The following is a 13,770-nucleotide window of genomic DNA, read 5'->3' as shown; positions in this document are numbered from 1 at the left end:
CGAAAACACCCGTGAAGGGCGGGCCGGCTGACGCCGGCCCGCCCTTCACGCATCCCAACCCCGCCCCTCCGGCGTTGATCATGAAGTTATTGCCCGCCATCTCGGCGTGTCGTGGCAATAACTTCATGATCACCGGGGTCGGGCGGCGGGGGGAGCGGGGGAGGGGTGGGGGGTGAAGGGGGTGCCCAGGTGCGGGGTGGCCAGGGTTACCGGGGCGAGGGTGTCGAGGAGGTTCGTTCGGGAGGTGGCCGCCGTCGGCGCGTCCTCCTCGTGGGCGTACGCCAGGGTGGGGTCGATCAACTGGAGGGTGTGGACCAGGAGGTCGCCGGTCACCAGGAGGCGGTCGGCGCCGTCGTCGACCAGCACGGACTGGTGGCCGGGGGTGTGTCCGGGCGTCGCGAGCACGCGTACCCGCGGGGTGAGGTCGGTGTCGCCGTCGACCACCCGGAGCTGGCCCGCGGCGCGCAACGGCCCCAGGAGCCGGGCCGGCAGCTCGGGATGGAACAGCTCCAGCGCGGCCAGCTCGGCGCGCTGCACCAGGTGGTCCGCGTTCGGGAAGAGCGGGCCCGCCCAGCCGATGTGGTCGGTGTGCAGGTGGGTGAGCACCACGGTGCGGACGTCGGCCGGGTCGATGCCGGCGGCGGCCAGCTCGGCCGGCAGCCGGCCGGGCACGGGCGCCCAGCTCGCGGCGAGCGCGTCGGCCGGGCCGATCCCCGCGTCGACCAGGGTGACCGGCCCGTCCCCGGCACGCAGCGCGAACGCCCGGAACGGCAGCCACCAGCGACCGTCCGGAGTGACCGTGTCCGGGTCCCGCCGGTCGGCCTCGCGCCACTGCTCGGCGGTCGCGTTCGGGAACGCCTCGGCGCGCGGTTGGAAGAAGAGACCCGCGCCGTCGAGCAGGGCGGTGACCGTGATAGACCCGACCGTGTGAGTCAGCGGCATCCGGGAAGGATGTCACCGCGGCCCGTCCCGGGCGACCCCGTTTTCCCGCGGGGTGAGGCCGGCTGGGGAGCCCCGGTCAGTTTCCAGTACGCTCGTACTGCTTGAGCACGTGTCCCCCGAGAGGAGCGCCGGCCGATGGCGAAGATCAAGGTAAACAACCCGGTCGTGGAAATCGACGGCGACGAGATGACCCGGATCATCTGGAAGCAGATCCGGGAGCAGCTGATCCTGCCCTACCTCGACGTCGACCTGCACTACTACGACCTGTCGATCCAGCACCGCGACGAGACCGACGACCAGGTCACCGTCGACGCCGCCAACGCCATCAAGGAGCACGGCGTCGGCGTCAAGTGCGCCACCATCACCCCGGACGAGGCCCGGGTGGAGGAGTTCGGCCTCAAGAAGATGTGGCGGTCGCCGAACGGGACCATCCGCAACATCCTCGGCGGCGTGGTCTTCCGCGAGCCGATCATCATGTCGAACGTCCCGCGGCTCGTCCCCGGCTGGACCAAGCCGATCATCATCGGCCGGCACGCGCACGGCGACCAGTACAAGGCCACCGACTTCGTCGTCCCCGGCCCCGGCAAGGTGACCGTCACCTACACCCCGGCCGACGGCGGCGCGCCCATGGAGATGGAGGTCGCCAACTTCTCCGGCGGCGGCATCGCCATGGGCATGTACAACTTCGACGAGTCGATCCGGGACTTCGCCCGCGCCTCGTTCCGGTACGGCCTGGACCGCGGCTACCCGGTCTACCTGTCCACCAAGAACACCATCCTCAAGGCGTACGACGGCCGGTTCAAGGACATCTTCGCCGAGGTGTTCGAGAACGAGTTCAAGGCCGAGTTCGACGCCGCCGGCATCACCTACGAGCACCGGCTGATCGACGACATGGTCGCCGCCGCGCTGAAGTGGGAGGGCGGCTACGTCTGGGCCTGCAAGAACTACGACGGTGACGTCCAGTCCGACACCGTCGCGCAGGGCTTCGGCTCGCTGGGTCTGATGACCTCCGTCCTGCTCTCCCCGGACGGCCGCACCGTCGAGGCCGAGGCCGCGCACGGCACGGTCACCCGGCACTACCGGCAGTGGCAGAAGGGTGAGAAGACCTCGACCAACCCGATCGCCTCGATCTACGCCTGGACCCGGGGCCTGGCCCACCGGGGCAAGCTGGACGGCACCCCGGCGGTCACCGAGTTCGCCAACACCCTGGAGCAGGTCATCGTGGAGACCGTCGAGGGCGGCCAGATGACCAAGGACCTCGCGCTGCTCATCTCGCGGGACGCCCCGTGGCTGACCACCGACGAGTTCATGAACGCGCTCGACGAGAACCTGGCCCGCAAGCTGTCGGCCTGACCGTCACCGTTCGCACCGGAGCCCGCCGGACCTGTCCGGCGGGCTCCGTCGTGTCCGCGGCACGGCGTCACCCGGGGTGGGCGCGCCTCGTTGAGCAGGGTGGACGTGATGCCAGTCCCGTCCAGGAAGGTTGACCGCGGTCGCCTCGCGGCTTGAGTGCCGATCAGCCAGCCTTCCCGGCTGTCGCGCACAGCCAGCCGTCCCTTCCCTTGCGGGGGGCCCTGTCCCGGGCCCCCCGCGCCCTGTTGTGGGGCGGGAGGGTCAGGCGGCCCGGAGCAGCTCCGCGGCCCGCTCGGGGGCGATGTCGTTGATGAACACGCCCATCCCCGACTCGGAGCCGGCCAGGTACTTCAGCTTGTCCTTGGCGCGTCGGATGCTGAACAGCTGCAGGTGCAGGTGCCCCAGCTCCCGGTCGACGCGCACCGGGGCCTGGTGCCAGGCGGCGATGTAGGGCATCGGCAGGTCGAACAGCCCGTCGAAGCGGCGCAGGACGTCCAGGTAGAGCGGCCCGAAGGCGTCCCGCTCGGCGTCGTCCAGGGCCGGGATGTCGGGCACCGGGCGGTGCGGCGCCACGTGCACCTCGAACGGCCAGCGGGCGGCGGCCGGCACGTACGCCGTCCAGTGCTCGTTGCTCGCCACGACCCGGTCGCCGGCCGCGCGTTCGGCGGCGAGCACGTCGGCGTAGAGGTTGCCCCCGGTGCGGTCGACGTGCCGGCGGGCGGCGGCCAGCATGGTCCGGGTCCGCGGCGTGACGAACGGGTACGCGTAGATCTGGCCGTGCGGGTGGTGCAGGGTCACGCCGATCTCCACGCCCCGGTTCTCGAACGGGAAGATCTGCTCCACGCCGGGCAGCTCGCTCAGCGCGGTGGTGCGGTCGGCGATGGCGTCGAGCACGGTCCGCACCCGGCCGGGGGAGAGGCTGGCGAACGAGGCGTTGTGGTCGTCGGTGAAGCAGACCACCTCGCACTTGCCGAGCCCCGGGCGGACCGGGGTGAACGGGGTGATCTCGGCCGGCTCCTCGGCGACCCGCTGGCTCAGCGACGGGAACCGGTTCTCGAAGACGACCACGTCGTAGTCGGGTGCGGGGATCTCGCTGAGCCGGTCACGCCGGGAGGGGCAGAGCGGGCACTGGTCGGCCGGGGGGAGGAAGGTCCGGGTCTGCCGGTGCACGGCGACCGCCACCCACTCGTCGGTCAACGGGTCGTACCGGAGCTGGGACGCGTGCGGGGGCGGCGGCAGCTCCCGCCGGTCCGGCTGGTCGCGGACCGCGTCGTCCCGCTCGTCGAAGTAGATCAACTCGCGGCCGTCGGCCAGCTCGATCTGCCTACGCTTCACTCCGCACCCTCCGTGCCCGGCACGATCACCAGTTCGCCAACCCTGTCCTCGAGTACCCGTCGCGCGTCGGGCTCCAACCGGTCGTCGGTGACCAGCACGTCCGCCGCGTCCAGGCCGACGATCGAGGAGATGCCGACCGTGCCCCACTTGGTGTGGTCGGCGAGCACCACCAGCCGGTCGGCGGCCGCCACCAGGGCCCGGTCCGTGTCCGCCTCCATGAGGTTGGGGGTGGTGAACCCGGCCCGCTCGCTGATCCCGTGCACGCCGAGGAAGAGCAGGTCCAGGTGGAGCGCGCCGATCGCGGCCACGGCCAGCGGGCCGACCAGCGCGTCCGAGGGGGTGCGCACCCCGCCGGTGAGCACCACGGTCTGGTCCGGCCGGCCGCCGACGTGCAGGATCTCGGCCACCGGCAGGGAGTTCGTCACCACGGTCAGGCCCGGCACGTCGGTCAGGCGGCGGGCCAGCTCGGCGGTGGTGGTGCCGGCCGAGAGCGCGATGGCGGCGCCGGGGCGGACCAGCCCCGCGGCCCGGCCGGCGATGGCGGCCTTCTCGACGGACTGGCGGACCGACTTCGCGCGGAAGCCGGGTTCGTCGGTCGAGCCGGGGCCGGCCAGCGTCGCCCCGCCGTGCACCTTGGCGAGCAGGCCCTGGTCGTGCAGCGTCTCCAGGTCGCGCCGGATGGTCATGTCCGAGACGCCGAACTCGGTGGCCAGCTCGGTGACCCGGACGCCTCCGGCGGCGCGGACCCGTTCCAGGATGACCGCCTGCCGCTGTCGCGCCAGCACCCCGCCGTCACCTCCCGACTCCCGACCCGTTTCCACGCGGTCGAACGTGTTCCAACAAAGACGAACACTACCGCGCAGCGAGGGACAACGGAAGTAAACGCGGAACCGCCGCCGTCCCGGGGCGGAACGGCGGCGGTCGGTCGTGCCGGGGGTCAGGCCGGCTGGAGGCGGGGCTCCACCCAACCGCTCTCGGTGAGGTGCTCCATGACCCGCTGGACCGCCTCCTCGACGGTCATGTCGGTGGTGTCCACCACCAGGTCGGCGTCGGTCGGCTCCTCGTACGGGTCGTCGATCCCGGTCATCCCGGTGATCAGGCCGGCCCGGGCGCGCGCGTACAGGCCCTTGCGGTCGCGCTGCTCGCAGACCTCCAGCGGAGTGGCCACGTGCACCAGCAGGAAGCCAGCCCCGGCGGCGTGCGCCATCTCCCGGGCGGTGGCCCGGGCCGCCGCGTAGGGGGCGATCGGGCAGCAGATGCCCACCCCCCGGTGCCGGGCGATCTCGGCGGCCACCCAGCCGATCCGGCGCACGTTGAGATCCCGGTCGGCCTTGCTGAAGCCCAGCCCGGCCGAGAGTTCCCGGCGCACCACGTCCCCGTCGAGCAGCGTGATGGTCCGGTCGCCGCCCTCGCGCAGATGGTCGGCCAGCCCACGGGCGATGGTCGACTTCCCGGAGCCGGACAGGCCGGTCAGGAAGATCACCAGACCCCGGTGGCGGCGCGGCGGGCGGGCCCGGGCCAGCTCCTTGGCCACCGCCGGCGGGGTGTGCCACTCCGGCAGCGGGAAGCCCCGGTCCAGCAGGTCGTCGATCTCCTCCTGGCTGAGCGCCAGCTTCCGGTTGCGCGGCGGGATGTCCTCCCGCCACCGCCACTGCCCGTCGCGGCTGTCGTAGGCCAGCTCGCGGGGGACCAGCACCCGCAGGCCCGCCCCGGAGAGCATGCCCTCGGTGGAGAGCAGGTGGGTCACCCCGTAGGCGGCCGCGACCCGGGCGCGCAGCAGCGCGTCGCTGATCTCGTCGCGCCGCCGGGCCAGCGGCACCGCCACGAGGGTGGCGGGGGGCATCCGGTCCCGGGCGGCGAACACGCTGCGCACCAGCGCCTCGGCCGGCACCCCGCCGGTCGCCTCCTCACCCACCGGGATCAGCACCAGCAGGTGCGCGCCGAGCGTCCGCGCGGCGTGCGCGATCTGCGCGAGCTGCGGCCGGTGCAGCGGACGGTCGGCGAAGACGCCGAGCACCCGCCCCGGGGGCAGCAGCCCCCGCACCTCGTCCGGGCTGCGCCGCAGCCGCTGGAACGGCCCGTGGCCGCCGTCACCCAGCCGGCGCACCACGCCGCCCACGCCCGCCACGCCCTCGCGGACCGGCCAGACGTCGGTGACGTCCATCGCGGCCACCGGCGCGCCCTCGCCGTCGGTGAGCACCAGCGCCCGGCGCAGCGGGTCGTCCAGCACCAGCCCCTCGGCGAGCGCGGCCGGCACCTGCAGCGTCACCGGCACCGGCCACGGCGTGCCGTCGGCGAGCCGGCCACGCCGGCCCAGCGAGGCCAGGTCGGCCCGGGTCATGAAGCCGGTCAGCGGGGCGTACGCCCCGGTCAGCAGCAACTCCAGATCGGCCAGCTCACCGGGCCTTGGCGCGTACGCCGGCGCATCCCGGAGAACGTCCTCGGGCAGCACCCACCCGTTGCTCATGAAACCCCCAACTCACCGGCCGGCACATAGTTTCTCAGCCCACCGGCGATCGGTCGAGAGCGCCACTCCACCTCCCGGTAACCGGCCGGCAAACCGGCCGTCCCGGGGCGGTCTCAGCCGGCGGCGGTGAGCGGGGCCGCGCCGAACGAGACGGCGAACCGCTCGCACCAGATCGAGACGCTGGTCAGCCCGCTGAAGTCGGTCCCGGCCGGAATCTCGTACGCCTGGTCGCCGCGGTTGCCCTTGAGCGGGCCGAGCGCCACATGCCGGCCGTCGTCGAACACGTGCCACCCGGACGGCCCGGTCCGAACGGGCTGGTCGGTCAGCCAGACCTGAAGATCCGGACCGTTCGAGGTGTCCAGCCCGACCAGTTCCAGCCGGTGCCGGCCGTCGGCGGTGCGGACGATCCGGGCGCCGCCGCGGGTCTCGTGCTCGTGGCTGACGAAGTCACCCCGGCTGACCAGCACCGGCCCGGTGGACGCGGGGGCGGCGGCCGGCGTGGCGGTGCCGGGCGGGGGCGTCGGCTCGGCGGAGACCGCCGTGAGCTTCTCGTGCACCTCGGTGTCGGTGACCAGCTTCCACGGCTGGAACCAGTACAGGCCGGTGGCCGCGCCGGCGGCGAGGACCGCGACGGCGACCCAGGTCAGCGGAGCGCGGAGCAGGCGGATCGACATGGGTCGAGTCTGCCGCCGCGGCGGCCCACGGTCACCGGCCCGGCCGCTTACGGAAGCCTTACCGACCCGTCCGGGCGGAATCAGGGGCAACCCCGAGCGTTTCCCGATACCGGGAGGGGCTCGGGCTACCTACGCTGGCCGCGTGACACTGCTCGCGACCGAGTCGCTGACCAAGACGTACGGAGGCCGGGTCACCGCGTTGGCCGACCTCACCGTGTCGGTCGAGCCGGGGATCATCGGGCTGGTGGGCGCGAACGGCGCCGGCAAGTCGACCCTGATCAAGATCCTGCTGGGCCTGCTCGCCCCGACCAGCGGCCGGGTCTCCGTGCTCGGCCTCGACCCCACCACCGATCCCGCGGCCGTCCGCGCCCGCGTGGGCTACATGCCCGAGCACGACGCCCTCCCGCCCGACCTCTCCGCCGCCGAGCTGGTCACCCACCTCGGCCGGATCAGCGGGCTGCCCCGCACGGTCGCCCGGGAACGGGCCTCCGAGGCGCTGCGTCACGTCGGCCTGCACGAGGAGCGGCACCGGGCCGTCGGTGGCTACTCCACCGGCATGAAGCAGCGGGTGAAGCTCGCCCAGGCCCTGGTGCACGACCCGGACCTGCTGCTGCTCGACGAGCCGACCAACGGCCTCGACCCGGCCGGCCGGGACGCCATGCTCGCCCTGATCCACCGGATCGGCACCGAGTTCGGCATCTCGGTGGTGGTCTGCTCGCACCTGCTCGGTGAGGTGGAGCGGATCTGCGACACCCTGGTCGCCATCGACGGCGGCCGGCTGCTGCGCGCCGACCGGATCTCCGCGATGACCACCGCCACCGACGTGCTCGCCGTCGAGGTGAGCGAGGGTACGGACGAACTGGCCGCCCGGCTCGCCGCGCTCGACCTGCCGGTGTCCCGGGAGGGGCGGCTGCTGCTGGTCCCGCTCGCCGACGACGCCACCTACGACCTGATCATCGGCGCGGTCGCCGAGCTGGACCTGCCGCTGCACCGGCTCGACCAGCGGCGGCACCGGGTGGCCGAACTCTTCGCCACGAGGGAGCCCAGCCATGTCTGAGCCGACCGGCGTCATCCACGACATCGGCTATCAGCGCTACACCGGCCCGCGGCTCGGCCGCCGGCACGTCTTCGGCGCGCTCTACCTGCACGGCCTGCGGACCGCGTTCGGGCTGGGCCGCTCCGCCAAGGCGAAGATCTTTCCCTGGCTGGTGGTCGGCATCGTGCTGATCGTCGCCGCCGGGCTGACCGCGGTTCGCACCCAGACCGGCCAGGTCGTCATGACGTACGCCCAGTTCGCCGACGCGATGAGCTGGCTGGTCATCTTCTTCGTCGCGGTGGTCGGGCCGGAGCTGGTCTCCCGCGACCTGCACAGCGGCGTGCTGCCGCTCTACTTCTCCCGCCCGCTGCCCCGCGGCGACTACGCCCTGGCCAAGCTCGGCGCGCTGGGCACCGCGCTCTGGCTGCTGCTCGGCGCGCCGCAGCTGGTGATGTTCCTGGGCGCCGCGTTCACCACCGACGACGGGATGCACGGGGTCTGGAACGAGCTGCTCGACCTGCTGCCCGGCCTGCTCTACGCGGCCCTGTGGGCGGTGGTCTTCGCCTCGGTCGGACTGCTCATTGCCTCGCTCACCGGCAAGCGGGCGTTCGGGGCCGGCGGCATCGTGGCGGTGTTCCTGATGACCGCCCCGATCGTCGGCATCCTGTCGATCATGCCGTCCCGCACGGTCAACGAGCTGGCGATGCTCGGCTCGCCCACCGCCCTGGTCCATGCTGTCGGCCAGTACACCCTCGGTGACCTGCTCATCCCCGGCGGGCAGACCGAAGATCAGATCGGTGGTTTCGGGCCGGTCTACGTGGCCGTCGCCGTGCTGCTGGTGGCCGGCTGCGTCGCCCTGCTGTTGCTGCGATACCGGAAGGTGGCCGCCCGATGACCACGATCAGCGCGGAGCCGGCGGCCCCGGCCACCCCCGCCTCCACCCTCGACCTGGCCGGCGTCTCCCGCTGGTACGGCAACGTGGTGGCGGTCAACGACGTCACCATGCGGCTCGGCCCCGGGGTGACCGGGCTGCTCGGCCCGAACGGCGCCGGCAAGACCACCCTGCTGCACATGATGGCCGGCTTCCTCTCCCCGTCCCGGGGCGAGGTCACGCTCGACGGCATGCCGACCTGGCGCAACCCGGAGGTCTACCGGCGGCTCGGCCTGGTCAGCGAGCGGGAGGCGGTGCACTCCTTCCTCAGCGCGTACGAGTTCGTGCTGGCCAGCGCCAAGCTGCACCGGCTGTCCGACCCGGAGGCGGCGGCCCGCCGGGCCATCGCGCTGGTCGAGATGGAGGACGCGCAGGACCGGAAGATCGGCACCTACTCGAAGGGCATGCGGCAGCGGACCCGGGTGGCCGCCGCCCTGGTGCACGACCCGCAGGTGCTGCTGCTCGACGAGCCGTTCAACGGGATGGACCCGCGGCAGCGGCTGCACATGATGGCCCTGCTGCACCGGCTCGGCGACGCCGGCCGGACCATCCTGTTCAGCTCGCACATCCTGGAGGAGGTCGAGCAGGTCTCCGGCACCGTGCAGGTGATGGTCGCCGGCCGGCTGGCCGCCTCCGGCGACTACCGGACCATCCGCCGGCTGATGACCAACCGGCCGCACGTCTTCCGGGTCCGCTCCACCGACGACCGGGCTCTCGCTGTCGCGTTGATGGCCGAGGAGTCGGTGACCGGGGTGGAACTGGGCCGGGACGGGCTGACCGTGCAGGCCGGCGACTACGGCGCCTTCACCCGGGCGCTGCCGAAGATCGCGCTGGCCCGGAGCCTCCGGGTCCGGTCGCTGACGCCCGAGGACGAATCGCTGGAGAGCGTCTTCTCCTACCTGGTGGGGAGCTGAACGATGTCGACCGTTTCCTGGATCACCGCGCGCGGCCTGTTCGGCCGGCGCCGGTTCCTGCTGCTCCTCCCGCTGCCCGCGCTGCTGCTGGTGTTGGCGATCCTCTCCCGCTCGCTCGGCGTCGACCCGGGCGAGTGGGGGCCGGCCGTGCTGGTCGGGCTCGGCCTGGCCGTCGTGCTGCCGGTCGTCGCGCTGATCGTCGGCACCGGCGTACTCGGCGCGGAGATCGACGACGGCACGGTGGTGCACATTCTCACCAAGCCGCTGCCGCGCTGGCAGATCGTCCTGCCGAAGCTGGCCGTGGCCGCCGGCGTCACGGCGGTCACCGTCGCCGTGCCGCTCTACGTCGCGGGCGTGCTTGCCCATTCGGTACGCCTCGGCCTGGCGCTCGCCGTCGCCGCGTCGATCGGGTCGCTGGCCTACTGCGCGTTCTTCGTCGCGCTCAGCCTGGTCACCCGGCGGCCGGTGCTGCTCGGCCTCGTCTACGTGCTGATCTGGGAGGGGCTGCTCGGCAACTTCGTCAGCGGCACGAAGGTGCTCTCCATCCAGCAGTACGTGATCACCCTCGCCGACCGGATCGCGCCGACCGGACTGCTCACCAGCGACGTGTCGGTGCCGGTCGCCTCGGTGATGAGCGCGCTGATCGCGGTCGGCTTCACCGCCCTCGCGATCGACCGCCTCCGCTCGTTCAGCGTGGCCGGCGAGACCAGCTGACCCGCCGCGCGCAAGGGCCCTGCCCCGGCGCCGCCGACACCAGGCGCGCCGGGCGGGGCCCCGCTCGTATCCGCGAACGCCCACGTCCCCAATGGACCGCGGCGCCACCGGACCGTCGATGTCCGGCACCGCGACGACCTCACGGTCTGGTAGCTTCCGGCGGGCCCAGGCACGAGACCAACGGGGAGAAACGAATGCGCAGAACTCGGCTCGCACTGCTGATTCCGGCCGCTGTGGCGGTGCTCGTCATGACCGGCTGCGACGACGGCGCCAAGCCGGCGGCGTCGGGTAGCACCGACGCGACGACCACGACGCCGGCCGCCGCGCCGAGCGCCACCGCGCCGGCCACGCCCGCCATGGACGCCGCCACGAAGGCCGCTTGCGCCGCCGCGGACAAGGACATCAAGGCCGCGCTGAAGAAGGTCGCCTCGGCGGAGAAGATCGGGCCGCCGGCCGGGCACTCCGCGGTCAGCGCCCAGTACTCCGCCGGCGCCGCGTCGCTCTACGTGAACGCCTTCACCACCAGCGACACGGTCAACGACGCCGTGAAGGGGGTCGCGACCGCGATGTCGGAGCTGGCCGACACCTGGGCGACCGCTCCGAAGAAGGCGCCGAGCAAGGCTCCGCTGACCACCGCCGTGAAGCAGCTCGAAACCGCCTGCTCGGCCACCTGAGCCGGCCGCTCACCGGGAACGGAGTGACCGAGCAGCCACTCCGTTCCCGGCGGACCGGGCTAGTGCGGCGGCTCAGAAGGCGCAGGCGACGACCAGTTCGGTGGTGCGGTCGGGGAGCAGGTCGAGCTTGGCGATCCGGCCCGCCGCCCGCACGTCGTCGGCCACCAGGGTCAGCCGGTCCAGCAGGGCCGCCGGCCCGAGCGCCTCGGCCAGCGGCACCTCCGCCTTCATCGACAGCTTCCGCTCCGACTTCGCCCGGCGCACCTGACCCAGCGCGTCCGCCGCCAGCCGCAGCAGCTCCGGGTCACCTGGCCCCTGCACGGCCCGGCCCACCTCGTAGGTGGTGGGCCACGGCGCCCGGTGCACCGACCCGTAGCGCCACCACGACCAGACCTCCTCGGTGACGAAGGGCAGCACCGGGGCGAACAGCCGCAGCTGCACCGAGAGCGCGGTGGCCAGCGCCGCCCGGGCCGAGTCGGCCCCCGGCCCGGTGCCGTAGGCGCGCTCCTTCACCAACTCGATGTAGTCGTCGCAGAACCGCCAGAAGAACGCCTCCGTGGCGATCAGCGCCGCCGTGTGGTCGTACCCGTCGAAGGCGGTGGTCGCGGTGGCGACCACGCCGGACAGCTCGGCGAGCATGGCGGTGTCCAACGGGGCCGTGGCCGGGGCCCGCAGCGCGTCCGCGGCGCCCAGCCCGAGGGCGAACTTCGACGCGTTGAGCAGCTTCGTGGCGAGCCGGCGACCCACCTTGATCTGCGCCGGGTCGAAGGCCAGGTCCATGCCGGGCTTGCCGTTGGCCGCCCAGTAGCGGACGGCGTCCGAGCCGTGCTGCTCCAGCAGCCCCACCGGGGTGACCACGTTCCCCTTGGACTTGGACATCTTCTTCCGGTCGGGATCCAGGATCCAGCCGGAGAGCACGGCGTCCCGCCAGGGCAGCACGCCCTGCTCCTGGTGCGCCCGCACCACCGAGGCGAAGAGCCAGGTCCGGATGATCTCCTGGCCCTGCGGGCGCAGGTCCATCGGGAAGACCCGCCGGAACAGGTCCTCGTCGGTCTCCCAGCCGCCGACGATCTGCGGGGTCAGCGACGAGGTGGCCCAGGTGTCCAGCACGTCCGGGTCGCCGACGAAGCCGCCCGGCACCCCCCGCTGCGCCTCCTCGTAACCCGGCGGCGGCTCGCTGGACGGGTCGACCGGGAGCATCGACTCATCCGGTGTGAGACGCTGGGACCAGTCCGGCTCGCCAGCGTCGTCGAGCCGGTACCACACCGGCACCGGCACGCCGAAGAAGCGCTGCCGACTGACCAGCCAGTCACCGGTCAGGCCGCCCACCCAGTGCTCGTAGCGGTGCCGCATGTGCTCCGGCACCCAGCGCAGCTCCCGCCCCCGGGCCAGCAGCTCCTCGCGCAGGTCGAGATCCCGGCCGCCGTTGCGCAGATACCACTGCCGGGTGGAGACGATCTCCAGCGGCCGGTCGCCGCGCTCGTAGAACTTCACCGGGTGGGTGATCGGCCGCGGCTCGCCCACCAGGTCACCCGCGTCGGCCAGCAGCTCGACGATCGTGCGCCGGGCGCCGTTCACGGTCTGCCCCGCCACCGCCGCGTAGGGCTCGGCCGGCACGCCGGCCGGCGGCTCCGGCAGCAGCCGCCCGTCCCGGCCGATCACCACCCGCGTGTCCAGCCGCAGCTCCCGCCACCAGGTCACGTCGGCCAGGTCACCGAAGGTGCAGACCATCGCGATGCCCGTGCCCTTGGCCGGGTCCGCCAGCGGATGTGCGCGCACCGGCACCTCGACCCCGAACAACGGGGTACGCACCGACGTGCCCACCAGACCCGCGTAGCGCTCGTCGTCGGGGTGGCAGACCAGCGCCACGCAGGCCGGCAGCAGCTCCGGCCGGGTCGTGTCGATCAACACCTCGCGCCCGCCGGGCGCCTGGAAACGCAGCCGGTGGTAGGCGCCCGGTCGCTCCCGGTCCTCCAGCTCGGCCTGGGCCACCGCGGTGGCGAAGCCGACGTCCCAGAGCGTCGGCGCCTCGGCCTGGTAGGCCTCGCCCCGGGCCAGGTTGCGCAGGAACGCCCGCTGGCTGGTCGCCCGGGCCGCCCGCCCGATCGTCGTGTAGGTCAGCGACCAGTCCACCGACAGGCCGAGCCGCCGCCACAGCGCCTCGAAGACCTTCTCGTCCTCCGCGGTGAGCACCTCGCACAGCTCGATGAAGTTGCGCCGGGAGATCGCCACCGGGTCCTTCCGGGCCGCCTCACTCACCGGCGTCGCCGGCGGCCGCCAGCCCGGGTCGTAGGGCAGCGCCGGGTCGGGACGCACCCCGTAGACGTTCTGCACCCGCCGCTCGGTGGGCAGGCCGTTGTCGTCCCAGCCCATCGGGTAGAAGACCGTGCGGCCCCGCATCCGCTGGAACCGCGCCACCGTGTCGGTGTGCGTGTAGGAGAAGACGTGCCCCATGTGCAGCTCGCCCGATACGGTCGGCGGCGGGGTGTCGATCGCGTAGACGTCCGACCGCTCCTTCGTGCGGTCGAACGCGTACGTCCCGTCCTCCTGCCAGCGGCGCGCCCAGGTCTCCTCGATGCCGTCCAGGGTCGGACGCTCGGGGACGCCGGCGCGGGCCGTCCTCGCCGTATCGGTCATCAGCCGATCGTAGGCAGCCGGCGCGCGCCGCTCCACGACTTTCGGCCTCGTGGCGGTATCGGGCCCCCGCTCCGCGGGGACAGCGAGCCAGGG

12 protein-coding genes are annotated in these 13,770 nt (G+C 73.1%); 6 read left to right on the top strand and 6 right to left on the bottom strand.

Features of this window, described 5'->3' with window-relative positions; translation table 11 throughout:
• Positions 1-129: 129 nt before the first annotated feature.
• The gene (locus ABZS80_RS15040) at positions 130-942 is read right to left on the bottom strand and encodes an MBL fold metallo-hydrolase (protein WP_355056231.1); all 813 of its coding nucleotides are present in this window, start codon (positions 940-942) and stop codon (positions 130-132) included.
• Positions 943-1,077: 135 nt separating this feature from the next.
• Here ABZS80_RS15040 and ABZS80_RS15035 point away from each other — a divergent pair, with 135 nt between their 5' ends.
• Complete coding sequence (locus tag ABZS80_RS15035; RefSeq protein ID WP_151464737.1) at positions 1,078-2,295, top strand: NADP-dependent isocitrate dehydrogenase; 1,218 nt, start codon at positions 1,078-1,080, stop codon at positions 2,293-2,295.
• 261 nt (positions 2,296-2,556) lie between these two features.
• On the opposite strand, the gene galT is transcribed toward ABZS80_RS15035, so the two are convergent.
• From galT to ABZS80_RS15015, 4 genes are all read right to left on the bottom strand, one after another.
• Positions 2,557-3,630 carry a galactose-1-phosphate uridylyltransferase gene (gene galT, locus ABZS80_RS15030; protein ID WP_355056230.1) on the bottom strand — a complete coding sequence of 358 codons (1,074 nt, stop codon included), beginning with the start codon at positions 3,628-3,630 and terminating at the stop codon, positions 2,557-2,559.
• Positions 3,627-4,415, bottom strand: coding sequence for a DeoR/GlpR family DNA-binding transcription regulator (locus tag ABZS80_RS15025; RefSeq protein WP_355056307.1), 789 nt, complete (start codon positions 4,413-4,415; stop codon positions 3,627-3,629). Before ABZS80_RS15025 ends, galT begins: the two co-directional genes overlap by 4 nt.
• Before the next feature lie 152 nt (positions 4,416-4,567).
• A complete protein-coding gene (gene cysC / locus ABZS80_RS15020) occupies positions 4,568-6,097 on the bottom strand; it encodes an adenylyl-sulfate kinase (protein WP_355056229.1) in 1,530 nt (509 codons plus the stop codon).
• Between the two features lie 113 nt (positions 6,098-6,210).
• Positions 6,211-6,771, bottom strand: coding sequence for a DM13 domain-containing protein (locus tag ABZS80_RS15015; RefSeq protein ID WP_355056228.1), 561 nt, complete (start codon positions 6,769-6,771; stop codon positions 6,211-6,213).
• A 142-nt stretch (positions 6,772-6,913) separates the two neighbouring features.
• Here ABZS80_RS15015 and ABZS80_RS15010 point away from each other — a divergent pair, with 142 nt between their 5' ends.
• From ABZS80_RS15010 to ABZS80_RS14990, 5 genes are all read left to right on the top strand, one after another.
• Positions 6,914-7,828, top strand: coding sequence for an ABC transporter ATP-binding protein (locus ABZS80_RS15010; protein WP_151464732.1), 915 nt, complete (start codon positions 6,914-6,916; stop codon positions 7,826-7,828).
• Entirely contained in the window at positions 7,821-8,702 is an 882-nt protein-coding gene (locus ABZS80_RS15005) for an ABC transporter permease (RefSeq protein WP_355056227.1), read from the top strand. Before ABZS80_RS15010 ends, ABZS80_RS15005 begins: the two co-directional genes overlap by 8 nt.
• Positions 8,699-9,652, top strand: a complete 954-nt coding sequence (locus ABZS80_RS15000) for an ABC transporter ATP-binding protein (RefSeq protein ID WP_355056226.1) — start codon at positions 8,699-8,701, stop codon at positions 9,650-9,652. The genes ABZS80_RS15005 and ABZS80_RS15000 overlap by 4 nt, the downstream gene beginning before the upstream one ends.
• Positions 9,653-9,655: 3 nt before the next feature.
• Entirely contained in the window at positions 9,656-10,366 is a 711-nt protein-coding gene (locus ABZS80_RS14995; RefSeq protein ID WP_151464729.1) for an ABC transporter permease subunit, read from the top strand.
• Between the two features lie 194 nt (positions 10,367-10,560).
• On the top strand, positions 10,561-11,040 hold the full coding sequence (locus tag ABZS80_RS14990; protein WP_355056225.1) for a hypothetical protein: 480 nt from the start codon (positions 10,561-10,563) through the stop codon (positions 11,038-11,040).
• Positions 11,041-11,112: 72 nt separating this feature from the next.
• On the opposite strand, the gene valS is transcribed toward ABZS80_RS14990, so the two are convergent.
• Positions 11,113-13,677, bottom strand: coding sequence for a valine--tRNA ligase (valS, locus tag ABZS80_RS14985; RefSeq protein ID WP_355056224.1), 2,565 nt, complete (start codon positions 13,675-13,677; stop codon positions 11,113-11,115).
• Positions 13,678-13,770 lie beyond the last annotated feature (93 nt).

The organism is Micromonospora sp. NPDC005305 (assembly GCF_040607315.1).
Lineage (GTDB): Bacteria > Actinomycetota > Actinomycetes > Mycobacteriales > Micromonosporaceae > Micromonospora.
The sequence above is the reverse complement of the archived record's forward strand: the minus strand, read 5'-3'. Positions and strand labels throughout refer to the sequence as shown.